28 protein-coding genes and 1 tRNA gene are annotated in these 26,717 nt (G+C 39.8%); 7 read left to right on the top strand and 22 right to left on the bottom strand.

Translation table 11 applies throughout. The features are described from left to right. Positions 1 to 4: 4 nt before the first annotated feature. The 7 genes from FCU45_RS07130 to FCU45_RS07100 are packed head-to-tail and all read left to right on the top strand — an operon-like array spanning position 5 to position 7,604. The gene (locus FCU45_RS07130; RefSeq protein WP_137013754.1) at positions 5 to 2,389 is read left to right on the top strand and encodes a hybrid sensor histidine kinase/response regulator; all 2,385 of its coding nucleotides are present in this window, start codon (positions 5 to 7) and stop codon (positions 2,387 to 2,389) included. Beyond that, entirely contained in the window at positions 2,389 to 2,883 is a 495-nt protein-coding gene (locus FCU45_RS07125) for a chemotaxis protein CheW (protein WP_137013752.1), read from the top strand. The genes FCU45_RS07130 and FCU45_RS07125 overlap by 1 nt, the downstream gene beginning before the upstream one ends. Before the next feature lie 9 nt (positions 2,884 to 2,892). After that, the gene (locus FCU45_RS07120) at positions 2,893 to 4,014 is read left to right on the top strand and encodes an ABC transporter permease (protein WP_137013750.1); all 1,122 of its coding nucleotides are present in this window, start codon (positions 2,893 to 2,895) and stop codon (positions 4,012 to 4,014) included. After that, entirely contained in the window at positions 4,014 to 4,772 is a 759-nt protein-coding gene (locus tag FCU45_RS07115) for an ABC transporter ATP-binding protein (RefSeq protein WP_137013748.1), read from the top strand. The genes FCU45_RS07120 and FCU45_RS07115 overlap by 1 nt, the downstream gene beginning before the upstream one ends. Beyond that, positions 4,765 to 5,730, top strand: a complete 966-nt coding sequence (locus FCU45_RS07110; RefSeq protein ID WP_246032267.1) for an MlaD family protein — start codon at positions 4,765 to 4,767, stop codon at positions 5,728 to 5,730. The genes FCU45_RS07115 and FCU45_RS07110 overlap by 8 nt, the downstream gene beginning before the upstream one ends. Next, positions 5,731 to 6,324, top strand: a complete 594-nt coding sequence (locus tag FCU45_RS07105) for an ABC-type transport auxiliary lipoprotein family protein (RefSeq protein ID WP_137013746.1) — start codon at positions 5,731 to 5,733, stop codon at positions 6,322 to 6,324. It begins immediately after the preceding gene. After that, complete coding sequence (locus FCU45_RS07100; protein ID WP_137013744.1) at positions 6,321 to 7,604, top strand: aminopeptidase P N-terminal domain-containing protein; 1,284 nt, start codon at positions 6,321 to 6,323, stop codon at positions 7,602 to 7,604. Before FCU45_RS07105 ends, FCU45_RS07100 begins: the two co-directional genes overlap by 4 nt. On the opposite strand, the gene FCU45_RS07095 is transcribed toward FCU45_RS07100, so the two are convergent. From FCU45_RS07095 to gyrA, 22 genes are all read right to left on the bottom strand, one after another. Continuing rightward, positions 7,601 to 8,032 (bottom strand): hypothetical protein, encoded by a 432-nt coding sequence (locus FCU45_RS07095; RefSeq protein ID WP_137013742.1) that lies wholly within the window; start codon positions 8,030 to 8,032, stop codon positions 7,601 to 7,603. The genes FCU45_RS07100 and FCU45_RS07095 overlap by 4 nt on opposite strands. Then, positions 8,033 to 8,332, bottom strand: coding sequence for a hypothetical protein (locus FCU45_RS07090; protein ID WP_137013740.1), 300 nt, complete (start codon positions 8,330 to 8,332; stop codon positions 8,033 to 8,035). It abuts the gene before it with no gap. A gap of 3 nt (positions 8,333 to 8,335) precedes the next feature. Continuing rightward, entirely contained in the window at positions 8,336 to 8,725 is a 390-nt protein-coding gene (locus FCU45_RS07085; protein WP_137013738.1) for a chaperone NapD, read from the bottom strand. 20 nt (positions 8,726 to 8,745) lie between these two features. Then, positions 8,746 to 9,696, bottom strand: coding sequence for a PQQ-binding-like beta-propeller repeat protein (locus FCU45_RS07080; RefSeq protein WP_137013736.1), 951 nt, complete (start codon positions 9,694 to 9,696; stop codon positions 8,746 to 8,748). Then, positions 9,696 to 10,175, bottom strand: coding sequence for a 4Fe-4S binding protein (locus FCU45_RS07075; RefSeq protein WP_137013734.1), 480 nt, complete (start codon positions 10,173 to 10,175; stop codon positions 9,696 to 9,698). Before FCU45_RS07075 ends, FCU45_RS07080 begins: the two co-directional genes overlap by 1 nt. Continuing rightward, entirely contained in the window at positions 10,175 to 10,876 is a 702-nt protein-coding gene (locus FCU45_RS07070; protein ID WP_137013732.1) for a nitrate reductase cytochrome c-type subunit, read from the bottom strand. Before FCU45_RS07070 ends, FCU45_RS07075 begins: the two co-directional genes overlap by 1 nt. 1 nt (position 10,877) lies before the next feature. Further along, positions 10,878 to 11,705: a quinol dehydrogenase ferredoxin subunit NapH gene (gene napH, locus FCU45_RS07065; protein WP_137013730.1), complete on the bottom strand. Its 828-nt coding sequence runs from the start codon at positions 11,703 to 11,705 to the stop codon at positions 10,878 to 10,880. Then, positions 11,705 to 12,496 (bottom strand): ferredoxin-type protein NapG, encoded by a 792-nt coding sequence (gene napG / locus FCU45_RS07060; RefSeq protein WP_137013728.1) that lies wholly within the window; start codon positions 12,494 to 12,496, stop codon positions 11,705 to 11,707. Before napG ends, napH begins: the two co-directional genes overlap by 1 nt. Before the next feature lie 43 nt (positions 12,497 to 12,539). After that, a complete protein-coding gene (gene napA, locus FCU45_RS07055; RefSeq protein ID WP_137013726.1) occupies positions 12,540 to 15,359 on the bottom strand; it encodes a nitrate reductase catalytic subunit NapA in 2,820 nt (939 codons plus the stop codon). A gap of 211 nt (positions 15,360 to 15,570) precedes the next feature. After that, a complete protein-coding gene (locus tag FCU45_RS07050) occupies positions 15,571 to 16,581 on the bottom strand; it encodes a type IV pili methyl-accepting chemotaxis transducer N-terminal domain-containing protein (RefSeq protein ID WP_137013724.1) in 1,011 nt (336 codons plus the stop codon). Between the two features lie 5 nt (positions 16,582 to 16,586). After that, entirely contained in the window at positions 16,587 to 17,246 is a 660-nt protein-coding gene (locus tag FCU45_RS07045; protein ID WP_137013722.1) for a Crp/Fnr family transcriptional regulator, read from the bottom strand. 240 nt (positions 17,247 to 17,486) lie between these two features. Next, positions 17,487 to 17,690, bottom strand: coding sequence for a hypothetical protein (locus tag FCU45_RS07040; protein WP_137013720.1), 204 nt, complete (start codon positions 17,688 to 17,690; stop codon positions 17,487 to 17,489). Continuing rightward, positions 17,687 to 17,980: a BrnT family toxin gene (locus tag FCU45_RS07035; protein WP_137013718.1), complete on the bottom strand. Its 294-nt coding sequence runs from the start codon at positions 17,978 to 17,980 to the stop codon at positions 17,687 to 17,689. The genes FCU45_RS07040 and FCU45_RS07035 overlap by 4 nt, the downstream gene beginning before the upstream one ends. Positions 17,981 to 18,147: 167 nt before the next feature. Next, positions 18,148 to 18,222: transfer RNA gene (locus tag FCU45_RS07030), tRNA-Asn, on the bottom strand. A 58-nt stretch (positions 18,223 to 18,280) separates the two neighbouring features. Further along, positions 18,281 to 19,213, bottom strand: coding sequence for a radical SAM protein (locus FCU45_RS07025; protein ID WP_137013716.1), 933 nt, complete (start codon positions 19,211 to 19,213; stop codon positions 18,281 to 18,283). Next, positions 19,214 to 20,245, bottom strand: a complete 1,032-nt coding sequence (gene hemE / locus FCU45_RS07020; protein WP_137013714.1) for a uroporphyrinogen decarboxylase — start codon at positions 20,243 to 20,245, stop codon at positions 19,214 to 19,216. 81 nt (positions 20,246 to 20,326) lie between these two features. Next, on the bottom strand, positions 20,327 to 20,845 hold the full coding sequence (locus FCU45_RS07015; RefSeq protein WP_137013712.1) for a YqhA family protein: 519 nt from the start codon (positions 20,843 to 20,845) through the stop codon (positions 20,327 to 20,329). Positions 20,846 to 20,847: 2 nt separating this feature from the next. Beyond that, on the bottom strand, positions 20,848 to 21,882 hold the full coding sequence (locus FCU45_RS07010; RefSeq protein ID WP_137013710.1) for an aspartate-semialdehyde dehydrogenase: 1,035 nt from the start codon (positions 21,880 to 21,882) through the stop codon (positions 20,848 to 20,850). A 19-nt stretch (positions 21,883 to 21,901) separates the two neighbouring features. Continuing rightward, positions 21,902 to 23,053 (bottom strand): sigma-54-dependent transcriptional regulator, encoded by a 1,152-nt coding sequence (locus FCU45_RS07005; protein WP_137013708.1) that lies wholly within the window; start codon positions 23,051 to 23,053, stop codon positions 21,902 to 21,904. A 34-nt stretch (positions 23,054 to 23,087) separates the two neighbouring features. Continuing rightward, entirely contained in the window at positions 23,088 to 23,501 is a 414-nt protein-coding gene (locus tag FCU45_RS07000; RefSeq protein ID WP_246032266.1) for a hypothetical protein, read from the bottom strand. Next, the gene (locus tag FCU45_RS06995; RefSeq protein ID WP_137013706.1) at positions 23,450 to 24,046 is read right to left on the bottom strand and encodes an LPP20 family lipoprotein; all 597 of its coding nucleotides are present in this window, start codon (positions 24,044 to 24,046) and stop codon (positions 23,450 to 23,452) included. The genes FCU45_RS07000 and FCU45_RS06995 overlap by 52 nt, the downstream gene beginning before the upstream one ends. A gap of 45 nt (positions 24,047 to 24,091) precedes the next feature. Beyond that, positions 24,092 to 26,584: a DNA gyrase subunit A gene (gyrA, locus tag FCU45_RS06990; protein WP_137013704.1), complete on the bottom strand. Its 2,493-nt coding sequence runs from the start codon at positions 26,582 to 26,584 to the stop codon at positions 24,092 to 24,094. Between the last annotated feature and the right edge of the window lie 133 nt (positions 26,585 to 26,717).

The following is a 26,717-nucleotide window of genomic DNA, read 5'->3' as shown; positions in this document are numbered from 1 at the left end:
AAATATGGATGAATTTCAAGAGATACTGCAAGATTTTTTAGTCGAGTCTTTCGAGCTTATAGAGCAGTTAGATCAGGATTTGGTGGAGCTGGAGAACAACCCCCGAGATTTAGAACTTTTAAATAGAATATTTCGCGTTGCGCACACGATCAAGGGAGCATCGTCATTTTTAAACTTTGACGTTCTGACTCACCTGACTCACCATATGGAAGATGTTTTAAACAAGGCAAGACACGGCGAGTTAGTTATAGATGCCGACATCATGGATGTTATTTTGGAGTCTATAGATCTTATGAAGGCTCTTTTAAATATTATCCGTGACACAAGTTCTGATGGCGGGATCGATGTATCTGCTTGTGTATCCAGACTTGACAAGTGTACAGGCGGAACGGGAGAGGTTGAATCTCCTGTTGTAGATGAGACTCAGGCAGCTGAAGATAAAACTTCACAAGAGGAAGCTGTAGCTGAGGACGAGCCTGACTATGACAATATGGATCCAGACGAGCTTGAAGCGGAGATAGAGAGACTCCTGCAGCAGAGACAGGCGGAAGATAAAGCAAAAAGAGAAGCAAAATCTACATCGGCGGATGAGCAAGAGAGCGAACAAGAGCCTAAAGATGAGCCGGTAGAGCCTGCTTCTAAAACTCCGGTACCTGTGACTCCTGCACCAAAACCTGCTTCAATAAGTGAGGATGAAGGCACATCAGATGATGCAAGAGCTGCGGCACCTGCGAAAAAAGCTTCTACGGTTGAGCAGACCATACGCGTTGATGTTAAGAGACTTGATCATCTTATGAACCTTATCGGAGAGCTTGTTCTTGCAAAGAACAGACTTATCAAGATAAATGACGATGTTGAAGAGCGTTATGAGGGAGAGGGCTTTTTAGAGGAGCTAAATCAGGTAGTATCTATCGTCTCGCTTGTTACTACAGACCTTCAGATAGCGGTTATGAAGACAAGAATGCTCCCAATTGGAAAAGTGTTTAACAAGTTCCCTAGAATGATACGTGACTTAAGCCGTGAGCTTAACAAAAAGATAGAGCTTGAGATATTCGGTGAAGATACAGAGCTTGACAAATCTATAGTCGAAGAGGTCGGGGACCCATTAGTCCATATCATAAGAAACTCATGCGATCACGGTATCGAGATACCTTCTGTTCGTGCAGAGCAGGGCAAGAGTGAGACAGGAACTATTAAGCTAAAGGCATACAACGAGGGTAATCAGATCGTTATTCAGATAGATGATGACGGTAAAGGTCTTGATGTAGAACTGCTTAAGAAAAAATCTCTTGAGAAGGGTATTATCACTCAAAAAGAGGCTGAAAATATGAGTGATAAAGAGGCGTTCACTCTTATCTTCAGACCAGGTTTCTCAATGGCGGCAAAAGTCACCAACGTATCTGGTCGCGGTGTCGGTATGGACGTTGTAAAGACAAATATTGAAAAACTAAACGGTATTATAGATATAGACAGCGAACTTGGTGTCGGAACATCTATGAAGCTCAAAATTCCGTTGACTCTTGCTATTATTCAAGCGCTTCTTGTTGGTGTTCAAGAGGAGCATTACGCTATTCCTCTAGCATCTGTTCTAGAGACCGTTAGGATATCTACCGATGAGGTTTACACGGTTGAAGGGCGCTCGGTAATGAGACTTCGTGAAGATGTCCTCCCTCTTGTGCATATCGGAGATATTTTTGAAGTAGAGCGTATACTTGATTCAAGCGAATACGCTTATGTCGTAGTTCTGGGTCTTGGTACAAGCAAACTAGGACTTATTGTAGATACTCTTGTCGGTCAAGAAGAGATAGTTATAAAATCTCTAGGAGAGTTCCTGAAGGGTATTGAAGGGATTGCGGGTGCAACTATCCGCGGTGATGGAGGAGTTACGCTTATCGTTGACGTTGTGGCGATCATGGATATGGCAAAACATGTCAAAGCATCGGCAATAGCAGACTCTACTTCAGATGCGGCGATGTTGACGCGCGAAAAGACAAAAGCTAGTGATTATACGGTTATGATAGTAGATGACTCCAAGACGGACAGAACCATTATGCGAAAAGCACTGGAGCCTCTAGGAGTTGCTCTTGTTGAAGCAGGTGACGGTCAAGAAGCTCTAAGTATACTAAAGCAGGGTGATTATAGCTTTGATGCGATGCTAATCGATATTGAGATGCCTAGAATGGACGGATATACATTGGCAACAGAGATCAAGAAATATAACCGCTATAAAAACCTGCCTCTCATCGCGGTAACATCACGAACAGGCAAATCTGACCGTATGCGCGGAGTAGAGTCCGGAATGGTCGAGTATATAACCAAGCCTTACTCAGCAGACTACCTATCAAGTGTAGTGCAGAGAAATATTAATTTTAGATCGGAGTTTTTATAATGAGCGAAAAATTAAAAGAGATAATCAGCAAACAGAGCAAGTCGGAGCAGGAGAGCATAAACCACTCTGAGGATATAGTTCAGCTTGTCGGATTTATAATCGGAGATGAAGAGTATGCGGTTCCTATTTTGGCTATTCAAGAGATCATCAAACCGTTTCCGTGGACAAGAGTTCCTCAGGTTCCAAAGTATGTAGTAGGTGTTTTTAATATGCGCGGCGCTGTTATACCTTTGATCGATCTGCGTCTTAAATTTGGACTAAGCCCTAAAAAACATAACGAAGATACAAGATTTATAGTTATGAGACACGGAGATGATATAGCTGGCTTTGTTATCGACAGACTAACCATGGCTATAAGAATTAAAAAATCCAGAATAGGGCCTGCGCCTGAGACTGCAAACGGCGATGACACTCTCATTGACGGAGTCGGAAAACAAGAGGATAGAATTATTACGATACTAAAAGTAAATAAACTTTTAGAGAGGGATTTTTAATATTTTGTTATGCAAAATTCATCTTTAGATATCTCTTATGCCGACAACCTTCTCTCTCTAACATTCGGGGGAGGGTTGACCCTTTATAACATCTCAAAAATCCAAAAAAAGATCAACGCTCTCCAATTACACAAATACAAAACCGTACTCTTAGATTTTACAAAAGCAACTCTGCTAGATAGTGCCGCTGCTATATTTTTTTATAATCTTGAAGAAGAACTAAAATTAGATGCTATCAAGTTAGAAATCGTATGTGATGATGAAGATATTTTAAGTATGCTTGCTTTAGTAAAAAGGCAAAAAAGCAGATATGAGAAAAAAGCAGAGCCTAAAAAAAGAGGGATTTTGGAGAGATTAGGCAGATTGACCTACTATAAATATACTCTCTTTGTAGATTTTATAGCCTTTTTGGGAGAGCTGTTTGCAAACACTTTTCACTACCTCTCATCTTTAAAGAACATCAGGTACAAAGAGATGCTTTTTGAGATCAACGAGAGTGGTGTAAAAGCTCTGAGCATAGTCTCGATTACAACATTTTTGATAGGGGTCGTAGTCGCATATCAGTCGGCATATCAGCTAAAAATATATGGAGCAAATATATTTATAGTTGATATGCTTGGAATATCAATACTAAGAGAACTAGCCCCTCTTATAACTGCCATAGTCATAGCGGGAAGAAGCGCTTCAGCTTATACGGCACAAATAGGTACTATGAAGATAACCCAAGAGCTTGATGCGATGAAGACTATGGGGTTTAACCCATATAAATTCTTGGTTCTTCCTAGAATTTTTGCACTGATGATAGTCGTGCCCATCCTTATCTTTGTAGCAGATATTATGGGGATACTCGGCGGTATGATCATAGCAAGTATCGATCTGGGCATCAGTTCAACTCTTTTTTTAGATAGATTTGCAGAGGTTATTGCGGCAAAACACTTTTTTGTCGGTATTGTAAAAGGACCGTTTTTTGGTTTTTTAATTGCTGCAATAGCAATTCATAGAGGGCTTAGCGTAGAAGACAGTACGCAAAGCCTTGGAAGCAACACGACAAAGAGCGTTGTTGAAGCCATATTTGCAGTAATAATATGTGACGCTATCTTCTCAATTATTCTTACAAAGCTGGGAATATGATGAGCAATATAATCGAAGTTAGAGATTTAAGAACAGTTTTTGATGAGAGAGTGGTTCATGACGGACTTAGCCTAAATATAAAAAAGGGTGAGATATATGCAATAATGGGACCTAGCGGTGCCGGAAAAACAACACTTCTTAGAGAGATGTTAATGCTTCAAGAGCCGCAAAGCGGAAGCATCAGAGTACTGGGATATGATCTTAAAAATATACAATATAAAGAGGCCCAGAAGCTTAGACAGATGTGGGGTGTTCTGTTTCAATCAGCCGCTCTTTTTTCGTCACTCACCCTAAAAGAGAACATAGCTCTTCCTCTTGTAGAGTACACCGATCTCTCAGATGCTATGATCGATGAGATAGTCGATTTTAAGATAAGCATTGTCGGATTAAAACAGGGTGACGGAGCTCTTTACCCATCCCAGCTCAGCGGGGGGATGAAGAAAAAAGCAGGGCTTGCCCGCGCGCTTGTTATGGATCCTGAACTTCTATTTTTGGATGAGCCGACAAGCGGTCTGGACCCTATTTCTGTAAAAGAGTTTGACGCTCTTATAGTGAAGCTTCGTGACACTCTAAAACTTAGCGTCGTTATGGTATCACACGACTTACAGTCCGTTTATGATACAATCGACACTCTTGCTATAATTGATGATAAAAAAATAGTCTACGAGGGAAGTTTGGAAAATTTATCGGGTTCAAATAGTGATTTTATCAGTAGATTTTTTAATATGGATATAAACAAGGTCGGATTTCATGAATAACAGAGTAAATTATGTTGTTATAGGAATTTTGGTACTTATCGGGATTGCAGGTATGGCTATGTTTGGTTTTTGGCTTTTAAAGCCGACTAAAGAGGCTCAAATGCAGAGATATATCATATACTTTAATGAGTCCGTTTTAGGACTTAATCTTGATGCGCCCGTTAAATATAAGGGACTGAGCGTAGGAAAAGTGGTAGATCTTGGCATAAGCAGACACAACTTAGAACAGGTTGAGGTCTTGGTCGAGATACTAAAAGAGACTCCTATAAAGACATCAACGGAGGCGCAGCTTACATCTCAGGGAATTACCGGTCTTAGCTATATAAACCTTACCATAAACGGTGATGTAGATGCAAAACCGCTTGCACTTAGAGAGAATGAAGATTATCCAGTAATAAAGTCCGTTCCCTCTATCCTTATAAAACTAGAGAACAGGTTTATAGATATATCTGAAGATCTGGCAGATACACTTCAAAAAACAAGCAGGTTGCTAAGTGATAAAAATCAGGAGGAGATAACTACTCTTCTGAAAAACAGCGCTATTTTGATCTCCAAAATAAACAGCATACTTGATGAAAATACGACACAAAATTTTAAAGAGAGTATGAAAAATCTAAAAAACTCATCTGAAAAAATTGATAAACTTATACCTAGAGTTGATGAGCTTGTAAGCAAAAGCGGTAGATTCGAAGATGATATATCCGCAGCATTTGACTCTATAAAAAATAGCTACTTGGGCATAGAGGAGTCAATGAACAGATTTAGCATGGCAATAGAGAGCGGCGAGAATAATATAAAAGAGATTAGTGGTGAAATAGCTCCTGCTATGAACAGTACTCTTTTGGATATGCAAAATCTCATACTAAAAATTGAAGAGACAATAAGCAGGTATGAGAGAAGTCCTGCGGACATAATGTTTATGAAAGAAGAGATCAAAAAAGGACCGGGGGAGAAATAGATGAGAGTAGTTTTAATAATTTTATTACTGTTTTTAAGCGGTTGTACAACAATAAAGCCTTCGGTTGCGCAGTATAGTGTTGCAATAGATGATCTAAAGATAAACAGCAGCGCTCTTGGCTTCAAAGAGAAGTCACTCAAAATCTCAAAAGCTTTTTCTTCAAGCTCACTCTCATCGCACAGAATGGAGTATATGGAGTCAAACAGGAGAGTCTTTGCCTACTCTCAGTCACAGTGGCAAGAATCACCGAGTGTTATGATAGAGTCCATTCTTTTAAAAAGCATAAGAGAGGCAGGACTCTTTAAGAGCGTTCACCCATCAAAGTCGAGAATAAAAAGTGATTTTATACTAGAGACGAACATAGAGAAGTTTATGCAGTTCTTTAGCGAAGATATGAAAGAGTCTCATGTCGAGGTTGTTTTAAATCTCTCGCTGATAGATTCTAAGACAAACAATGTTTTTAAAAACCAGACGTTTAGCTCAAAAGCCATGACAAAGAGCCTTGATGCACAGGGCGGGGCAGAGGCTTTTAAAAGCGCTCTGTCTGAGATAATAATGCAAAATATCGAGTGGTTGGACGGAGTATGCAGATGATAAAAGAGCAGGAGTACAAAAAAAGAAGAGAGCGGCTGTTAAAAAAACTCTCAAATGATTCTATTGGAGTTATATTTAGCGCAGAACCCGCAACACGCTCTCACGACACACATCATCCATACAGACAAGATAGCAATTTCTACTACCTTTGCGGTTTTAAAGAGGATAGCGCGGCACTTCTATTTTTAAAGAGCAAAGGCAAGACAAAAACAGTTCTGTTCCTTCACAAAAAAGACAAATTTATTGAGCTTTGGACGGGCGAGAGGCTAGGTGTCAAAGAGGCTAAAAAGATATTTTTGGTAGATGAGGTCTGCGCAATAGAAGATTTTGAAAAAAGATTTAAAGGGCATATAAAAGGGAAGAAAAATATCTACTTTGAGTCAAGTTCAAAAAAAAGCGTCGTTAAAAAAGTCTCAAAATTGACAAAAGATATTAAAGCCAAGCATGACATAGTACCGCTTGTGCAGAAGATGAGACTTATAAAATCAGCCGCAGAGATAGAGATGATAAAAGAGTCGATCAATATTACCGCAAAAGCGCATCACAGAGCCATGACAATGGATAAAATAGGCAAGTACGAGTATCAGCTTCAAGCCGAGATAGAGCATGAGTTTAAAGTAAATGCGGCGTACAGTGATGCATACACCTCAATAGTGGCATGCGGAAACAATGCAAACACGCTTCACTACATCAAAAACGACAAACTGCTTGTAGAGGGCGAGCTAATACTCATAGATGCTGGATGCGAGCATAATTACTACGCAAGTGACATAACAAGGACGATACCGGTAAACGCAAAGTATTCAAAGGCTCAAAAAGAGCTTTATAATCTGGTTTTAAATACACAGCTTAGAATAATATCTATGATAAAGCCGCTTGTTAAAAGAAGCCATCTTCAAGAGAGTGCCGAAAAACTTCTTACAAAAGGGATGGTGGAGCTTGGAATTTTAAAGGGTGATTATAAAAAGCTCATAAAAGAGAATAAGCACAAAAAATACTATCCGCACGGCATAGGTCACTGGATGGGGATAGATGTTCATGACCCAGCACCATACAGAGACGCAAAAGAGAGAGAGATAGCTCTGCAAAAAGGGATGGTGCTTACAATTGAGCCGGGTCTCTATATTGACAAAAACGACAAAAGTGTAGCGAAAAAGTATCGCGGGATAGGGATCAGGATAGAGGATGATATCTTAGTTACAAAAAACGGGTGTGAAAATCTATCGCATCATATTGTAAAAACAGTAGATGAGATAGAGTCTCTCTCTTTTAAGTTTTAGTCGCTGTAGCTGTAGCTCCAGCCGGTCAAGCTCTTCTCTTTTGCCTCATAGAAGTTCTCCGAGTCTGCCAGAAAATCAAAGACAAACAACGGCACACTCGGGATGTTTACCATATCCTCTTTTTTTATAAGAAGCAGAGGCATAAGTGTCTCATGAGAGCCCTCAGAGAAGCCCACCGGCATGATCTGGCTCATCATCTCTATAGGGTTTTGTATGCCGTTTTCATCTAAAAATTTATCTAAAATAGCATCTTGGATATCTTTAGGCAGGTTATCAGATGTATTTAAAAATATAGTAAAGTGGATCGGGCTCTCTTTGAATTGTTCCGGTGATGGTGCTGCCATAATGATAAACTCTACGTTTTTTAGATGCTCTTTTATTTCGCTTTTGTTTAAGTATCTTGTTGTTCTTATAGCTTTTGCTTCCATCTAACTTGCATCCTCGCTAATTAGCGGTTTTCCCATCTCATCTTCTAGCTCTCTTTGCAGTTTAGACATCTCGAACCTGACCACGTCCATTACGTGAAGCGGAACGCTCTCATCTTTGATCCATCTCACTTCATCCACATGTCCGCCATAGTCTGCTCCAAGCTCCTCGACCTTTTTGGAGTACTCTTGGAGATTCTTGCATATCTCTGTTTTTCCGCTTATTGTATCTTTTAACTCTATATACCACTCTTCACGGCTCTTGGGAGCCATTTTTATAGTTGACTCAAATATTACGGACAAAATTCACCTCTTCGTTTCATCAAATTTTTTAGTAAAAGTAGCCAGATCATCTTTTTTCTTTAGATCGCCGTTGTATACTATTTTAGAAGCATCAATCGAGTCGTCGTTTAGCATCTTTGGAACGGCATCTCCACCGTTTATCACTTCCATATGTGCATCAAGTTCATCTTCACTGTAAGACATCTGCATATCCGCTGCAATTACGTGAGGTATTGATTCTATAACTCTTAGCTTTTCAAGCTCCTGAGCAACTCCGTCACCCTCTATCGTAATAATTATTCTGCCTTTTTCATCATGCATATGGTAGTCACACGCATCACAATTTTTAAGGTTTTCAACAACTTCTTCTAGGTATTTTGGCACTGTTTGAACTACTATACTTGAGATATTCATTATATTTCCTTTTCTCTTTTTTATTTTACACTATATAGATTAATGACCCTGTCATCACTAGCGGCTAAAAACTCACTCTCATCTACAAAAACTATTTTTGTAAGAGTCATTTTGTTACCGCCAAATATGCCGAGCAACTCTTTTGTAGAGAGATCGACAAGTGATATATTGTTCTCCTCATCGCTTGCATATCCGACTACTCTGCCGCTTGGCGACAGACCGACACTATAGATCAAAAATCCTGACTCAAAGTAGTGTGATGAGTCTGACTTTAAATCGTAAATAACGGCTCTTCTGTCTTGCCCCGCAGTCGCTATGACACTGTTCTTATAATCAACCTGAAACACGTTGTCCAGATTTTGTCCTGAGAGAAGTTTTAGCCGTTTTCCGTCTTTTGTGCTGTGGATCTTCAGATCCCCGCTCTCATCGGCAACTACCACTATCTCTTTTGTCTCACTTAGAACAAAGTCGGAAAATTTTGCGCCCGAGACTTGGATCATCCAGTTTATGGAGCCTTTGTTGATGTCATATGAGACCAGTTCATTGCTTAGCAGTCCAAGCAAAATAGTGTTTTCATCCAAAAATCTCGCCTTTGAAACGGTAAGAGATTTGGAGTAGTCAAACAGAAGCTTGCTCTTTTCATCTTGATGTATATGAACTCTTCTAAATCCCTGCCTGTCCTGTGAAAGAACCAATATCTTTTCGTCAAACAGATCTACAGAGTAGACTTTTGAGTCTACGAGATCACCCATAAAGTCCTCTATCTTCTCAACTTTAATCTTCTTAATAAGCTCTCCGCTTTTGTAGTCAAAGATATCTACACAGCTGGCATTTGTAGCGCTGTAAAGTTTTCCATTTTTATAGAGCAGGTCAACGACACCGCCGCTTGAGGTAAAACTTCTAATCGGCTCTTTTATCTCTGAAGAAAAAAGAAGCGAAAATAGAAGAGCTAAAAACAGTAATGCTCTCATTAAACAACCTTTACTTTTATTGCATCTGTCGGACATCTGCTTATACATAGTCCGCATGCAGTACAGTTCTCGTTTATGCTTGGCATAAACATCGCTTTAAAATCTATCGCACTGAACATACATGGATCTTTACATGAAAAACACATGGTATGTCCCCAGCTTATACAGCTGCTTTTGTCAATTGAGATTATAGCCGCAACTCTGTTTTTATTCTCAATGTTTAACACTCCGTATTCACAGGCATCGGCGCATTTGTCGCAATATGTACAGCCGCTACTAGAAAAAAGCAGATGCGGAGTTTTATTATCTGCGATCTTTATTATATCTTCTTCACAAACAGAGGCGCACTTGGCATCGCATTTGTTACACTCTTTATGAAAAAGAGATTCATCGCTAAAATATGGCGGTCTTAAGAGTTTCTCTTGCTTCTTTGTGTTTATTGATGAAGCAAGAGAGCTAAAGAGCTCTCTTCTTTGCATTAGTGCTTTGCACCCTCTAAACTGCCTGCAGGAGAGTTCTTGTTTGCAATATCATCTTGCGTAATAAAACTCTCATCACCGAGCGTATTTAGAGCTTCTGTAAGTTTTTTACCGCTCCAGCTTGATTTTTCTGCACCATCTTTGCTTGTAAAAACAGGCTCAAAAGTATTTTCAACTACTAACTCGCCCTCTGATTGCGGAGCATGACACTGAGAACAGTTAAATCTAGCACCCTGAAGCTTGTTATCCTCTTTTATAGCCACTTCGTTCTTGTAAGGATCAATCACTTGCTTAAACACACCGCCTTCAACTTTATGTTTAGGTCTAAAATCCGTAAAGTGTGAATCCGGAATAGGAGTCGCACCCATAGAACCTGCGATATCAGGCATATGACAGCTGATACATCTATTGTCGTTTATCTTGATCGGAAGCATACCGACAGTATCATGAGGAATCATCGGCGGAGCATCCTGAAACGCTCTTTTTATTTTTGTACTCGTAGTTGCCTGTTCCGTTGAGTATTTTGTCTCATCTGCTACCGTGCCATCCTCGCTGTAAATATCTGTTTTTCTTAATCCCAACGACTCCTCAGAAATTGTTGCATTCACACCTTTTTGTTGTGCAGCTTGAGCGCCGTCACCGATGAAACCGACCATCAGTAAGGCAGTCAAACCAAACGTTATTTTATACATTGCCTTCATTTTAATCTCCCACTTTTTTATTTTTTACTAACTCTCTTATTGAAAAACCAAGAGCATTATCATCACAAACCTCTATGCATCTTGCACAGTTTGTACACTCGCCAGAGAGAACAGGAATGCTCTCCTTGCCTATCATATAAAGAACCTGCTGTTCTGGGCAGACAACTTTACACTTCATACACTCGGTGCAGTTTTCCTGAGTATGTTTTACTCTTATCAAACTAAACTTACCTACAAGCGAGTAGAACCCGCCAAGAGGGCAGATGTGACCGCACCATCCGTTTTTTAGAACTAAAAGATCAAAAAGAAAGATAATAAGAACTGCCGCCCAGCCAAATCCAAAGCCAAATATTATACCTCTGTGAAGTATTGATATAGGCGATATAAATTCAAAAGCAGTTATGCCCATCAAAAAAGAGATGATCAGACTAAGTGCCAAGACCCAGTATCGCATATTTCGCGAAGCTGGTTGTCTCTTGGCAAATTCGTCAACTCCTATCTTTCTTCTTAAAAGTGCCGCAGCATCTGTCACTATATTTACGGGACAAACCCAGCTGCAAAATGCACGACCGCCAATTATCATATAAAAAACGGTAATTATTAAAGCACCGACTATTATATCAGTCGCTAAAAGAGCGCCTGCAGCTAGCATCTGCAGTGCTGCGTATGGGTCGCTTAAAGGGATCATGCCAAAGAGGAGAGAAGAGCTTAGGTTGCCCATAAGTATCTCCCATCCCCACATATTTGCTCCAAAGTACAAAAATAGCAGACCTATCTGTGTTGTTCTTCTAAACATTAGATAGCGGTATTTATTCCAAAGAGTTCTCATTAGTATAAATCCTCCATATCGCTATTTAGAGAGTCGATAGCCTTCTCTTTGCTTATCTCCGTAGTCGATTTGATGGAAGAAGCCTCTTCTAGACGCTTCTCATCACTTTTGTCCCAGCCTTTTATGTAGTAACTTCCCGCTTTACCCATTGCAACCTCTTTTGGAAGTACAAATATAGAAGCTTTGTCAGTTACGCACGCCTTTTCGCAAAGCCCGCAACCTGTGCAGGCGTCTGAATGAACAAGAGGTGTCAGGTAGGCATGCTTTCCTGTTCTGTCATTTTTGCTGTACTCAACTGTTATTGCCTCACCCAGAATAGGGCAGGCTCTATAACAGGCATCACACTGAATCCCCCAAAAAGCTATACAGGTCTCTCTGTCAATAACAGCAAGCCCCATCTCGGCTATTTTTATGTCAAGTTTGCCATCTGTAGTAACGCTTGATTCATCTAGTGCTCCACTTGGGCATACCGGTACACACGGAATATCAGGACACATATAACAAGGAATATCTCTGGGAATAAAATATGGTGTTCCCAAAGGTTTGTTGTCTCCCGGTTTTGCAAGTAGCAGAGTATCATAAGGACATGCTTCTACGCAAAGCCCGCACTTAATACAGGTACGAAGAAAATCGTCCTCTTTTATGGCACCAGGCGGACGCAAAATAAGTTGTGAAGCCGTGACTTCATCAACATACGCACTCCATATAAACCCGCCAAGTGCAGTTATACCTGCACCTCTTGCCATTCTTAAGATAAATTTTCTTCTGTCATTCTCTGTTTTGCTTCTCATATCTACAGGCAGTTTTATAAATTGAACTGCCTCTCCTTTTCATTTACGCTTTATAGATTTTTACGGCGCATTTTTTAAAGTCGGTCTGTTTTGACATTGGACACGTTGCATCCAGACACACTTTATTTATAAACACCTTCTCATCAAACCACGGAACAAATACCAAACCTCTTGGAGGTCTGTTTCTTCCTCTTGTCTCAACTCTTGCTTTTACTCTGCCACGACGAGATTCAACCCAGCATAAGCCACCCTGTTTAAGATCTTTGTTCTCAGCATCTTTTGGGTGCATATAACATAGAGCCTCAGGTACGGCACGGTAGAGTTCAGGTACACGCATAGTCATAGTTCCAGAGTGCCAGTGTTCTAGCACACGTCCCGTACATAGCCATGTATCGTACTTTTCATCCGGCATTTCCGGTGGATCCATATACGGACGAGCAAATATTTTGGCTTTGTTAGCTAAAGACTTCTTCTCTTTATCTTTAACGCCTTGTAAATCTCCGGAAGGAAGCGCTTTAGCAAGTGTTCCGTAAAATGCGTGTGAATTTCCGCTCTCTTTTGTAGCTTTTGCAGCATAAGGATCGTACTTAGCGTTAAATCTCCACTGTGTCTCTTTACCGTCAACAACAGGCCATTTAAGACCACGAACTTTATGGTACATATCAAACGGTGCAAGGTCATGCCCATGTCCGCGAGTAAACGCTGCATACTCCTCAAAAAGATATTTGTGAATAAAAAATCCATATCCTTTGAAGACTTTTCCGTCACTTCCTACAACATTCCTGCTGTCTCCGTAACCCTCAGAGTTATCGTACCCTTTTTGGATAGGATCATTTTGGTCAAGTTTGTATGATTTTGCAATATCGTTTGCAAATAGTATCTCAAACATAGTCGTGTTTTCGTTGTAGCCCATAGCTTTTGCTTGCTCTATAACGCTTGGAAGCTTATCTTTTCTAGGACCGCTTGGAGCCCACTCACCCCATACATCTTTGACCGTGAATCTTTTTGATAGCTCGACCCACTGCCATGTATCACTCATAGAGTCACCAACAGGGATGACCTGCTGTCTCCAGTGCTGTGTACGACGCTCAGCGTTTCCGTATGCTCCCCACTTCTCATATATCATAGCAGAAGGTAAAATAAGGTCAGAAACCTTTGCCGAGATACCAGGATAGCCATCAGATGTAACTATAAAGTTATCCATTTCACGTGCCGCTTTGATCCAGTGAGTAGCACTTGCAGTATCTTGATAAGGGTTACATACGTTTACCCATGCAAATTTGATGAGACCGTCTTCAATATCACGGTGTATCTTCATGATATGCTGAACACCTACAGGATTAATTGTTCCCTCAGGAACCATCCATTTGTGCTCTGAGATTTTTCTGTGCTCAGGGTTTGCTACCATCATATCGGCAGGAAGTCTGTGCGTAAATGTACCGACTTCACGAGCAGTTCCACACGCTGAAGGCTGACCTGTCAGAGAAAATGCTCCAGAACCTGGAACAGCTTGCTTGTTTAGCATAAAGTGTACATTGTATGAGAGTGTATTTACCCAGGTACCGCGAGTGTGCTGATTCATACCCATGGTCCAGAAAGATACTACTTTTCTGTTTTTTTCAATGTAGAGGTTAGCTAAAGCTTGAAGTTTATCTTTGAACTCTTCAAGATTTTCATCAGGATTACCTTTTGAAATGGTCGCCGTATAGTGAAGATCATAAGGCTCTAGAGATTTTTTATACTCTTCAAAAGAGATCTCCCAGTGACCTAAAGTACCGGCAGTATGCTTCATAGTGTCACCAGCTTTATAGCCGTAAGGCTCAAGAGCAGGACCCTCTTTTTTAGATACCACTGTACTCATCTCTTTAGAGATAGTCTCCATCTCTAATGCGCTGTACTTGCCCTCTTTTAGTGATTTTTCACCCTCTCTTCTCATACCGTAACCTATGTTTACAGGTCCGGCTGCAAATATCATATGTTTCTTGACGAAATCCCAGTCAATAATGCCCTCTTTTTCATCTCTCATAACGATCTCTCTGGCAATATAGTTCCAGATAGCTCCATCTGTATTTGGAGAGAAGATTATCTCTATGTCAGCCAAATCTGAAGTTCTGTGTGTGTAGGTTTGAATAGAGACAACCTTTACACGATCAGGGTCTGAGAGTTTTCTATCAGTTACACGTGACCATAAAATAGGGTGCATCTCCGCCATATTTGAACCCCAAGATACTATTGTATCGGTAAGTTCTATATCATCATAACAGCCTGAAGGCTCATCAACACCGAATGTCTGGTAAAAACCGACAACGGCAGATGCCATACAGTGACGAGCATTTGGATCGATCGCATTTGATCTAAAACCTGCCTTCATCATTTTTTGGGCTGCATAACCCTCCATAATGGTATATTGTCCCGATGCAAATATACCGACTCCTTCAGGACCGCTTGCTTTTAGCGCCTTTTTGATGTGAGTTTCCATCTCATCAAAAGCTCTTTTCCATGATATTGGAGCAAACTTACCTTTTTTGTCGAAGTTACCGTTAGCATCGACTCTTAGAAGTGGTTGAGTTAGCCTGTCGGCACCATACATGATCTTTGCATTGAAGTAACCTTTAATACAGTTAAGACCACGATTTACCGGTGCAGCGGGATCCCCTTTTACAGCAACGATTTTACCGTTCTTTGTTGCCATCATAATACCACAGCCCGTACCGCAGAAACGACAAGCCGCCTTGTCCCATCTCCAGTCGCCTTCAGCTTGGGAAGCAGCCGCTTCAACTTCTGCCGGTACGCTCATACCAACAGCCGCTGCAGCAGATGCCGCCGCTGAACTTTTAAGAAATTCTCTTCTTGAAAGTGACATATTTTCTCCTATTTTTAATTTGTAAGCGTAATTTAGAATAAATCACGTCTAAATTTTTTTGTTAAGGTGTCCATTAACAGAGCTATGTTATCACTTTAGAGGAATTAAAATCTTTGACTTAAGTCAAATAAGTAGTTTTTAGAATTAAGATAGGATTAATTTAATAAGAATTTGTAATATAAGCATTGCTTAGAATACCGATAAGCTTTAGCTATTTAAGCACTTGGCAGTTCTTAAGCAGTTCATCTAACTCTTTTTTTAGATTTGCAAGTTTTTTTGTAGAGTTCATCAACTCTTCAGTCGATGCTATAACCATGTCCTCACTATTGTCCAGGTGTTTGCAGGCTAGTGACTTATCTTTTAGCTCACCTAGTATTGAGTCGAACTCATCGGTTAGCTCTTCTAGTTTGGATGAGGCTTTTTGAGACTGCAGAAGTGCTTCATTTGAGTACTCTACAGCTGAGTTTATCTTATTGATAAAGCAGTTTATAGTATCGCTTACCTCTACGATCTCACTTTCACTCTCAGCTTGTATCTCTATTGGAGTAAGATTTGATATATCTTCGTTATCCGCAAGCATTTTTGAGTACTGCATAAATGCGTCTGCGTTAGACTCTATAGTTTTGAGTTGTATAATCGAGTATATAAAGATCAGAAAAAGCATAATGCCGGCAAGATACTGAAATGTTCTTATAAAGTTTATTTTGCCTTCACTGTGGTCTGTATACATTGTTACCAGCTTATCCACATTTTCTAAAAGTATGCTATTGTTTATATGTATGGATTCTATTATTTCACTGATGCGTTGCTCTTGCTTGATCTCTAAGTACACAAGTTGTTTATACTCTTTAATGTCGGTATAGAAGCTATCCCATAGTTTTTCCACATATTGCAGCTGAGCAGATATTTCGCTTGTGGAGACTGCCGAGATGCCTTTTTCTTTATCACCGTTTTTTAGAGTACTCAGTCCATATATAAATTCTGTAGTAGCCTTGTCGGCCTCTTTAAAATCATAAACACCACTGTACTGTATATAGAAAATAGATTTTGATATCTCCTGAGTTAACATTCTCTGTTTTCCCGCAATATTGATAACCAAAGCATCTTTGATGTTTTGTTGTGTTAAATATATGGTCGTTCCTATGACGCCCACAACCAACAGTATAAGCAGGGCACCAATTACTTTTATTTTTGTGCTTATTTTATTGAATTTTATTGTCATAACGGCTACCCTTTAATTATCTTGTTAAGTTTTTGGCTATCTATAATTACTACATTGGAATTTTCAATATCTATTATATTGTTTCTTTTTAGTTTTTTTAAAACCCTTGAGAGAGTCTCAGGCTGAATATGGAGCATAAAAGAGATCTCGTGTCTCTTTAGAGAGTTGAACATCTCAAGATCATTTTGCAGAGTATATGCCACTTTTGCCGTTGCATCAAAAACAAGCTCTCTGTTTACCACGCAGTGAAGCTGTTGGGTTTTTAAAAGTATCTCATTTATAAACTCGTTATTTAAGATGTTTTTGGAGAGAAACTCATTTTTAAACTCAGTAAAATCAACTTCTAAAACGGTGCTCTCATCTAAAAACTCTGCATTTGAGAAGCAGTGAATTGAGTTGTCATCTAGTGTTGTAAGCTCGGAAATAAGTGAGTTTTTCTGTATGTGGTAGAGAAATATCTCATTTTCAAACTTATCTATTTTGTAGACTTTCAAAAGCCCCGAGATCAAGAAAAAGATTCTGTCGTTTATGTCGTTTTCGTAGTATAGGATAGAGTTTTTGGGATATGACGTTATTTTGGAAATACTACCTATCGTGCTTAATTGTTCTTCGTTTAGCGAGCTAAAAAATGATAGTTTTTTTATTAGGTCTTGCTTCTCATCCATAAACAGTTTGCTGCTTCTTAGTAGTGATTTTGATAGATTTCCATTTAAACTTAAAAATATATATCGGGCATTTTAGCATAAAAAAACTTCTTTTTTATGAAAAGGGGATTCAGCGGACACATTTTGGCATGATAAGTAAATTGAGTTTTTAGTGGTTTTTTTTAAGGAGTTTTCAAAATATAAATTTATTGCATAAAGTTGATTTGGCATTAATGTCGTGCACCCACACGGTACCGAAAATTATGCTAGTTTTTTAGAAATCTCAATGTCTTGTTTTAATAATGAGTTGATAATAGTGTTTAACGAAAAATCTTTTGTACTTTTTATTTTGTCCATAAAAAATTTTTTTACATCATCATCCAAATATATTGGAATATCTAATTCATTTAATGGTCTATAGAATTTACCTTGTTGGGCATTTGTAAAATCATACTCTTTTTTCATAATGGACACCTTTCATTGTATATTTGTTGCTCATTTTTTGTCGCTTTTCTAGCAGATATTATTCTGACAATTTCAACACCATCTTTATCTCTAAATGTATGAACTACCACGAGCACCATAGCATTTAAAGATTTCCCTAATAATATCCATCTCTCTTCGTCTTCTGAATGTTTATTATCAAAAAGAGTTAGTGAATATTTATCGCTAAAAACATAAGCAGCTTCTTCAAACGTCACTTTATGTTTTTTGATATTAGATTTTTCTTTTTTTAAATCCCATTCAAATTTCATAATCTTATTGTATCGTAAAATAGTATTAATTTGCGTCTATAATAAGTTTGGCTATTTCAAAAAGAAATGGTATTGTTGAGCATACTTTGGGCACAAAATGGCTACCATATAGCTACCAAAGATTTTTAAAACTCTGAAAGTTCGTATTTTAGGGATTATAAAAAGTGTGGCTCCGAATACTGGATTCGAACCAGTGGCCAAGTGATTAACAGTCACCTACTCTACCGCTGAGCTAATTCGGAATGTTTGATAGGTCGGAATTATACTCAATGGGTTTTAAAAAGTCAAGAATTTTACCCCTTACTTGGAGCGTTTTCTCTTCTCGTTTTCATGCAGTATTAAAAACTCCAGATTTCCGACTTTTTTTGTAACTATTTTTGCATCAGATATAAGGCTTTGGAGCCTTTTTTTACTCTCTTCATCAAAGAGCAGGTTGATGTCATCCATAGTCAGCGGTCTTTTGTCCAGCGTGTTTAAAATCTCTTCATCGTCATAGTGAGTGTTGTTTGGCTCAGCATGAATTCTTGAAACTATATGGATAGGCAGAGAGGCATCAAAGAGCAGAGATGCGTCATGAAGCTCTTTGTAGCTAAGTCCGCTAACGGGATATGCAGGCGGGCGGTCTATAGTGCCAAGATCAACTCTTGCGACCTTTAAGTTTAGAAGAACATCATTTAGTTTTTTTATCTCATCTTGAGTGTCGTTTAGTCCGTGGACAAAAAGAATCTCAATAAAGAGTTTTCCTTTAAAGGTGTTGCTGAACTCTATGACCTTTTGAACAATATCTTTTATCTCTATGCCCGCGTGCGGTCTGTCAATCCTCTTAAAAACACTCTCGCTTACGCCATCAAGAGAGAGTTTGACCTGGTCAAGTTTTAAAAGAGAGTTAAATACCTTTTCATCTACAAGCGTTGCGCTGTTTGTGAGGATGAGCGTCTGGGTGTCATTTTTTATCTTGTTTATCTCATCTATAAGTTCATCTAGGTGAGGGTAGAGGGTAGGTTCACCGTTCGCGGTTATGGTTATGACATCTATCTTATCGTGCAGATGCTCTTTTAATTCGGCAATAATAGTAGAGACCTCTACGACATCTCTCTGTTTATCTGTCGTTGCACTTGGAGCCAGTTCGCAGTAAAGGCAGTCAAAATTGCACTGTTTAAGGGCAGGGGAGAGGTCTATGCCTAAAGAAGAACCGAATCTTCTTGAGTTTATAGGGCCGAAGATAGTCTTCACTTACTTTTTACTGACTCTGTGGCACTCAGCTATAAAGTGTTTTGCGTTTGCAACCGGAACATCCGGGAGGATGCCGTGACCGAGGTTAAATATGTGTCTTTTACCACCCATAATATCCTGCAGAGCTTCAACACACTCTGTAGTAGCCTCTTGTGAGTAGAGTCTGCACGGCTCCATATTTCCTTGAAGGACATACTTATCACCCAGCTTCTCTTTGGCAAGAGCCATCGGAGTTGACCAGTCAACACCGAACACTTCAAAGTTTCCGTAAACTTTGTCTAAAAATGCAGGAATGCCTTTTGGGAACATAATTATAGGGATATGAGGATACTTCGCTTTTAAGTAGTCTGCTATCTCGACCATATATTTCCAAGAGAACTCATCATATTTTGAAGGCTCGATCGCCGCAGCCCATGAGTCGAATATCTGAACAACGTCAATACCAGCTTCGATCTGCTTCTCCATATAGAGCTTTACGACCTCTGTTACTTTTACAAGTATCTTATGAAGAAGTTCAGGGTTTGAGTACATCATTTTTTTACAGATGTTGTAAGTCTTTGTACCTTCACCCTCTATCATATAAGTAGCAAGAGTCCAAGGAGCACCGGTAAAGCCGATAAGTGCTTTATCGTCTGCCAACTGCTCTTTTATAAGCTTGATCGTGTCGTAAACATAAGTAAGCCTAGACGCAGCTTCTTCGCCTCCAAGGAGTCTGTTCAGGTCTGCTTCTGTCTTGATCGGGTCATTAAATTTAGGACCTTCACCCTTTATAAACTCCAGATCCATCCCCATCTCATCAGGTACAACCAATATATCGCTAAATAGTATAGCTGCATCTACTCCAACTATATCAACTGGTTGGAGTGTGACTTCGCAAGCCTTTTTCGGGTCATGACAAAGACTCAAAAAGTCTCCGGCTTGCGCGCGGACTTCCATATACTCAGGAAGGTAACGACCCGCCTGTCTCATCATCCAAACCGGAGTGTATGGAGTCTCTTTGCCAAAACATGCATCTACAAATATTTTACTCATTGATTGCCTTTATATAAGTGAATTTTTAGTGAGGGCGGCAGCCCGATAAAGAGAGAAGTTCCCCATCCTCTCTTTATGTAATTAATGGCTTTTTCCAACTTTGCCTAAGAAGAAAAGTCCAACTGCTACGGCAGTAATTGATAGCGCTAAGTATAGCATATCTAATGCGCCGTTATATTGTGTATGACCAACTTTTTGAAAAAATCCAACGACAAGTACCATAACTATTACTTTTGATATCTTATCTTTTAGCTGATCAAGAGAGTGGATAGCCAAAAGTTGTGTCTCATCATGATCTGACTCTTTTGCAGGGTCGATCTCCGATATGAAAAGCTCATAAAGACCAAAAGAGAAGAGAAGCATAACAACGCCGATAAGATAGAGATCGACCGCTCCAATGATCCCGCTTACTATATTTTCGTGAAAGTGGTCAGGGTGCTCATGGTTTATGTAAGTCATAATGACATATTTTGCAGTGTCGTAAATATCAAAGCTTGCGACGATAAATAGCGAAATTGCACCGATAAGACCGAAAACTACCGCAAGGATTACAATAAACCTTGAACTCCACAGAGTTTTTTCAAACATTCTCTCTAACATTTTTATTTTTCCTCTTCCATCTCTACCCATTTTTGGGCGATTCTAACCGCATTTGTAGCAGCACCGACTCTTAAGTTATCTGCAACTATGAACATATGCAGCATATTTTTTGAAAAATTATCATTTCTTATGCGTCCAACAAATGTCTCGTTCTTCTCTAAAGATATTGCCGGCATCGGATAAACTGACTCGCTTGGGTTGTCTAAAACAATGATATTTGGAGCTTTTTTAAGGATCTCTCTTGCCTCGGATGCATCTACATCTTGAGAAAATGTAAGTGTCAAAGCTTCTGCATGACCGCGAAGAGTAGGTACACGTACACAAGTAGCACTTAGAGGGATCTTTTTGTGCATGATCTTGGTAGTCTCATTTACCATCTTCATCTCCTCTTTTGTGTAGCCGTTTTCTAAAAAGGTGTCTATCTGAGGGATCACGTTTAGAGCGATCTGGTGTTTAAACGCTTTGCGCTCGCTCTGGTCAAGTTTAAAACTGAAAAAGTCTTTCATCTGGTTAACAAGCTCTTCCATAGCGCTTTTTCCTGCACCTGAAGTCGCCTGATATGTACTGACATCGACTCTGGTTAGTCCGTATGCTTCATCAAGAGGTTTTAGGGCTTGTACCATCTGGATAGTTGAGCAGTTTGGATTTGCAATGATCCCCGATTTTTTCCATTTTGCGATATCTTCAGGGTTTACTTCAGGTACAACGAGAGGGATGTTCTCATCCATTCTAAAGTGAGAAGTGTTGTCTATTACAACCGCACCCGCTTTTACTGCAGCCGCTGCAAACTGAGCGCTAACGCTGCCGCCTGCAGAGAAGAGAGCGATCTCAATATCCTCTTCTTCAAATACGGTATCAGTAAGCTCTTTGATGGCTATCTCTTTGTTGCCGAACTCTACACTTTTTCCCAAGCTTCTTGAACTTGCCAGCGGGACAAGTTTGTTGATAGGAAAAGAGACCTCATTCAAAATAGCCAATATCTCTTCACCGACAGCACCGTTTGCTCCGACTACCGCTACATTATATTTTTTCGACATTATTTGTTCCTTCATAGTTTTAATTAAATACGCGTGACTCTAAAAAAAGCTCTTGTGGTGTTATCTCATCGCTCTCGCTTAGTATAACCGCTCTCTCAACCACTGAGATAAGCTCTCTTATGTTTCCGGGCCAGTGATAATCGAGCAGCTGCTTTAAAGCTTCATCCGAAAAAGTCTTTAAATCAAAACCGTATTTTATACAATTTTGCTCTAAAACCTTTTGTGCTATCTGCAATATTTCATCTTTTCTCTCTCTAAGAGGCGGAATATTCACAGGAATAGTATTTAGACGAAAGTATAAATCACTTCTAAATTCGCCGTTTTTTATCTTCTCGTTCAGATTCGCATTTGTAGCGGATACCACTCTGATGTCTATTTTGATCCCTTTTGAGGAGCCTAGTCTTCTTATCTCTTTCTCTTGAAGCGCGCGTAGAAGTTTGGCTTGAACACCGTAAGGCATCTCCGCTATCTCATCCAAAAAGAGCGTTCCGCCGTTTGCCTGTTCAAACTGTCCCGCTTTTGCTTCGCTTGCATCTGTAAAAGCACCTTTTTCAAAACCAAACAGCTCGCTCTCAATAAGGTTATCGGGAATTGCCGCCATATTGATAGCTACAAAAGGTTTTTTCGCTCTGGGAGAGTTGTTGTGGATATAAGATGCAAAGACCTCTTTTCCAACACCGCTCTCACCTAACAGCAGAATGCTGGCATCCGTCTTTGATGCTTTGTCGGCAATTTTAAGAGCAGCCTCCAGAGCTTTTGATGTTCCGTAAAAACTGCTTGCTGCGTTGTCGCTGTTTGTTTTTGGGAGAGTTTTTTTGACCTTTTGTATCTTGTCTTCTCTTTTGATCGCCTCGATCAGAGTGTCTACATCAAAAGGCTTTAGTAAAAAATCTTTTACGCCAAGGTGGATTGATTCGATGGCTCTTTGCAGAGTTGCGTTGCCTGTCATAATGATGACTTCAAACTTTCCGCCGAGCGTTTTTACAAACTCTATACCGTCCATACCGGGCATATTAATATCTGTAATAACGAGGTTAAAACTATCGTCAATACCTTTTAGTGCATCTTTTGCATTTTTAAATGTCTGAATTTCAAACTCTTTATAGTCGCTCATAGCGATCTCAAGAGATTTTCTCATATTGATATCATCTTCAACTATTGCAATTTTCACTAAAAAGCCTTGGGATTTGAGTGTTTTGGCACCCTTATTTTAAAGGTGCGATTGTAGCGAAATTATCATTAAAGTCGACTTTGAAACAAGTCGTCTTAAGTGTCAGTACCGTTGTGTAGCTGTTTTGCATATTTATTGTTTTTTCGTCGTGGTTAACGTGCATACCGAGTTTATGAATATACTCTATAAACTCTTGCGAGTTTTGTGATATAAGTTTTTTTAAATTGTCTGCATCTCTGTTCATCAACATAAACTCATCTTGGGGAGTGCCTTCGCATTTTGTCATGGCTTTAGAGATAAGTAGGGTTTCGTTGTAGAGAGTTGCGTCTTTTACTATATATTTGTAAGAGATAAGGTACTCGCTCGCACTTAGTGCGAGCGAGCTAAAGAGGATAACTACTGAGCAAAGTCTGCGTGAGAAATTAAGATTTCCATCTCTACTTCGCATAAGCCCTCTTTAAAAGTGGTCTCAACGATGTCTGCATTTCTTACCATAGCTTGAACGTAAGTACGCACAGTTGATCTTTGAACCATCATGTTTTTAATGGTATCTTGTCCATCGATACGAACACCTTTGACTTTTTCTGCAATAGCTCTATACGCGTCAGCAATAGCCGCTCTTTTTGCAAGTGCGTAAGCTTGAGCAGGAGATGATGTATTCATAGGAGCTACACCCTGTCCGACAACTGATATATGCATAGTTCGGTTCTTTTTTAGAACCTTTTCTTTAGCTGCAGCGGCAGCTAGCTCCTCTTCTCTCTCGGCTTTGGCAACTTCCAGCTCTTCTGCAACTCTTTTGCTCTCTTTTTTTGCTTCATTTGCCTGAGCCGTTGCTTGAGCGGCTTCTTCTTTTGCCGCTGCAACTTCAGCTCTTACTTTAGCAAGCTCGGCATTTGTCTGCTCAATTACAGTAGTATCTACAGTCTGAACTTTGTCTGCTCCTAAAAGTGTTGAAACACTAAAAAGCATTACGACTAGTATAGAATATTTCATTGTCTTTCCCTTGACATGGTTTTTATGCTCCATCGGTAGCAATAATTATTCCAATTCGTTTGAGTCAAGCAGAGAGTTGTCTTGCTCTTCGTCATCTTCATCTTCAATAGGCTGTTTTGGACAACGCGAGACACTTATAACATCGTCGCCTTTTACTATATATACACCGCTTGTATTTCTGCTTGATTTAGAGATAGTTTGCATATCTACTCTTATCATTTTGCCCTCTTTGGTGAGTGCCATCATATCCATGCTCTCATCAACCATAAGGCATCCGACAACATGCTTACCTGTTTTTGCAGTCATTTTCATAGCAATGACTCCGCTTCCGCCTCTGTTTGTCAAACGGTATTCGCCTGCATCGGTACGTTTACCGATACCTTTTTCGCTCACAACCAAGATCTCCTCTTCGTCGTTTGCGATTATATTTGCATCGACCACTTCATCAGAATCGTGCTTGAACTTGATACCTCTTACACCTCTTGTATTTCTACCTTGATCACGTGTTTTTTCAATATCAAACTTGATACACTGTGCAAGTTTAGTCATAATAAACAGGTACTTAATGCTCTTGTCTGCAATTTTTGCTGTGATGATAGAGTCGTCATCGTCAAGGCTTATAGCTCTTACACCGTTGCTTCTGATGTTTGAGAATTCGCTTAAGTTGGTTCTCTTGACAACACCTTTTTTGGTGAAGAACACAAGTGATTTCTCATCGCTGAAGTCAGTTGTCGGGTTGATAGACTGAATCTGCTCTTCTGCTACAAGATTAAGCAGGTTAACGACCGCTTTTCCTTTTGCAGTTCTGCTTCCCTCAGGTATCTTGTAAACTTTTAGCCAGTGGAGTTGTCCGCGGTCTGTAACAAATAGAAGCGTGTCGTGCGTATTACATGTAAAGAATCTCTCTATAAAGTCATCTTCATAAGTAGTAAGCGCGATCTTGCCTTTTCCGCCTCTTTTTTGCTTCTCATACTGTGCAAGAGGAACTCTTTTGATGTAGCCTCTATGAGTGATCGTTACGACCATAGGCTCATTAGGGATAAGGTCCTCTATGTCGATATCGTCATAGTCATCTTCGATGTCGGTTCTTCTCTCATCTGTGTAGGTAGCAAGGATCTCGTCAAACTCTTGGTCAATGATCCCATGCAGAACCTCTTCGCTCTTTAAGATAGACTCTAAGTAATCTATCAATTTGATAAGCTCTTGCAATTCGTTTTCAATTTTTTCTATCTCTAGACCGGTTAGGCGACCTAGTCTCATTGCAACAATGCTAGATGCTTGTATCTCACTAAAGTCAAATTCACTTACGAGATTCTCTTTTGCTTCTTCCTCACTTTTAGATGCTCTAATAACTCTTATTACATCTTCAATAATCTCTATCGCTTTTTTCAATCCCTCTAAGATGTGAGCTCTTGCTTTTGCTTTTTCAAGATCAAATATAGTACGGCGGATAATAATAGTTTTACGGTGATTGATAAAGTGTTTTAGTATGTCGATAATGCCGAATATTCTTGGTTCTTGATTTAAGATAGATAGCATGATGATACCAAAAGTGGTCTGCATGCTTGTCTGCTTGAATAGGTTGTTTAGAACGATTTCGCTCATCGCATCTTTTTTAAGCTCTATAACAACACGGATACCGTCACGGTCTGACTCATCACGAATCTCTGAGACACCCTCTATCATCTTATCTTTTACAAGATTTGCTATGCTCTCGATAAGGCGTGCTTTATTTACCTGATAAGGGAGCTCATCAATGACGATAACGTCTTTGTTCCCTTTTTTCTCTATATGAGTCTTAGCACGAACTTTTATGCGCCCGCGACCTGTCTCATAAGCATCCATGATCCCTTTTTTACCGAAGATCGTTCCGCCTGTAGGAAAATCCGGAGCTTTGATGTGTTCCATAAGTTCATAGAGTTCAATATTAGGGTCTGCCAAAAGTGCTTTAAGACCCATCATTACCTCTTTTGGATTGTGAGGAGGGATGTTTGTCGCCATACCTACGGCAATACCTGAAGAGCCGTTAATAAGAATGTTGGGTACGCGTGTAGGCATAACGTCAGGTTCAACTGTCGTGCCGTCGTAGTTGTCGATCATATTGACCGTGTTCTTTTCAAGATCTTTTAGAAGTTCGCCTGCATATTTCGTCATTCTAGCTTCTGTATAACGCATAGCCGCCGCGCTGTCGCCGTCAACTGAACCGAAGTTACCTTGACCGTCAACCAGCTCCATTCTCATAGAGAAGTCTTGAGCCATACGAACTAGAGCATCGTATACCGCAGTATCACCGTGCGGGTGGTACTGACCGATAACGTCACCGACGATACGCGCAGATTTTTTAAACTTCGCTCCGTGAGAAAGACTCAGTTTATCCATCGCGTAAAGGATTCTTCTGTGAACCGGCTTGAGTCCGTCACGCACGTCAGGAAGTGCACGACCGACGATTACACTCATAGAGTAATCAAGATAGCTGCTTTGAAGAGTCTCTTCAATGTTTATGCTCTGTATATTATCGTTGTTTAACAAGTTGCCCATATATAACACCTAATCTTTATAATATTGAAAAATAAATTCTATAGATGGTACCTTATTGTCGCTTAAGAGTTGCGTAAATAGAAGAAACTTTTTTAGAAGTTTAAAGCAGTGTGCAAATGCGTTGCAAAACGTA

The organism is Sulfurimonas crateris, from assembly GCF_005217605.1.
Taxonomy (GTDB): domain Bacteria; phylum Campylobacterota; class Campylobacteria; order Campylobacterales; family Sulfurimonadaceae; genus Sulfurimonas; species Sulfurimonas crateris.
Note: the sequence above shows the minus strand (reverse complement) of the source record. Positions and strands in the feature narration are given on the sequence as shown.

Excerpts from the sequence above, each read along its gene's own strand:
- FCU45_RS07130 (WP_137013754.1), top strand. The coding sequence starts at position 5 with ATGGATGAATTTCAAGAGATACTGCAAGATTTTTTAGTCGAGTCTTTC.
- FCU45_RS07125 (WP_137013752.1), top strand. The coding sequence starts at position 2,389 with ATGAGCGAAAAATTAAAAGAGATAATCAGCAAACAGAGCAAGTCGGAG.
- FCU45_RS07120 (WP_137013750.1), top strand. The coding sequence starts at position 2,893 with ATGCAAAATTCATCTTTAGATATCTCTTATGCCGACAACCTTCTCTCT.
- FCU45_RS07115 (WP_137013748.1), top strand. The coding sequence starts at position 4,014 with ATGAGCAATATAATCGAAGTTAGAGATTTAAGAACAGTTTTTGATGAG.
- FCU45_RS07110 (WP_246032267.1), top strand. The coding sequence starts at position 4,765 with ATGAATAACAGAGTAAATTATGTTGTTATAGGAATTTTGGTACTTATC.
- FCU45_RS07105 (WP_137013746.1), top strand. The coding sequence starts at position 5,731 with ATGAGAGTAGTTTTAATAATTTTATTACTGTTTTTAAGCGGTTGTACA.
- FCU45_RS07100 (WP_137013744.1), top strand. The coding sequence starts at position 6,321 with ATGATAAAAGAGCAGGAGTACAAAAAAAGAAGAGAGCGGCTGTTAAAA.
- FCU45_RS07095 (WP_137013742.1), bottom strand. The coding sequence starts at position 8,032 with ATGGAAGCAAAAGCTATAAGAACAACAAGATACTTAAACAAAAGCGAA.
- FCU45_RS07085 (WP_137013738.1), bottom strand. The coding sequence starts at position 8,725 with ATGAATATCTCAAGTATAGTAGTTCAAACAGTGCCAAAATACCTAGAA.
- FCU45_RS07080 (WP_137013736.1), bottom strand. The coding sequence starts at position 9,696 with ATGAGAGCATTACTGTTTTTAGCTCTTCTATTTTCGCTTCTTTTTTCT.
- FCU45_RS07075 (WP_137013734.1), bottom strand. The coding sequence starts at position 10,175 with ATGCAAAGAAGAGAGCTCTTTAGCTCTCTTGCTTCATCAATAAACACA.
- FCU45_RS07070 (WP_137013732.1), bottom strand. The coding sequence starts at position 10,876 with ATGAAGGCAATGTATAAAATAACGTTTGGTTTGACTGCCTTACTGATG.
- napH (WP_137013730.1), bottom strand. The coding sequence starts at position 11,705 with ATGAGAACTCTTTGGAATAAATACCGCTATCTAATGTTTAGAAGAACA.
- napG (WP_137013728.1), bottom strand. The coding sequence starts at position 12,496 with ATGAGAAGCAAAACAGAGAATGACAGAAGAAAATTTATCTTAAGAATG.
- napA (WP_137013726.1), bottom strand. The coding sequence starts at position 15,359 with ATGTCACTTTCAAGAAGAGAATTTCTTAAAAGTTCAGCGGCGGCATCT.
- FCU45_RS07050 (WP_137013724.1), bottom strand. The coding sequence starts at position 16,581 with ATGACAATAAAATTCAATAAAATAAGCACAAAAATAAAAGTAATTGGT.
- FCU45_RS07045 (WP_137013722.1), bottom strand. The coding sequence starts at position 17,246 with ATGGATGAGAAGCAAGACCTAATAAAAAAACTATCATTTTTTAGCTCG.
- FCU45_RS07040 (WP_137013720.1), bottom strand. The coding sequence starts at position 17,690 with ATGAAAAAAGAGTATGATTTTACAAATGCCCAACAAGGTAAATTCTAT.
- FCU45_RS07035 (WP_137013718.1), bottom strand. The coding sequence starts at position 17,980 with ATGAAATTTGAATGGGATTTAAAAAAAGAAAAATCTAATATCAAAAAA.
- hemE (WP_137013714.1), bottom strand. The coding sequence starts at position 20,245 with ATGAGTAAAATATTTGTAGATGCATGTTTTGGCAAAGAGACTCCATAC.
- FCU45_RS07015 (WP_137013712.1), bottom strand. The coding sequence starts at position 20,845 with ATGTTAGAGAGAATGTTTGAAAAAACTCTGTGGAGTTCAAGGTTTATT.
- FCU45_RS07010 (WP_137013710.1), bottom strand. The coding sequence starts at position 21,882 with ATGTCGAAAAAATATAATGTAGCGGTAGTCGGAGCAAACGGTGCTGTC.
- FCU45_RS07000 (WP_246032266.1), bottom strand. The coding sequence starts at position 23,501 with ATGCGAAGTAGAGATGGAAATCTTAATTTCTCACGCAGACTTTGCTCA.
- FCU45_RS06995 (WP_137013706.1), bottom strand. The coding sequence starts at position 24,046 with ATGAAATATTCTATACTAGTCGTAATGCTTTTTAGTGTTTCAACACTT.
- gyrA (WP_137013704.1), bottom strand. The coding sequence starts at position 26,584 with ATGGGCAACTTGTTAAACAACGATAATATACAGAGCATAAACATTGAA.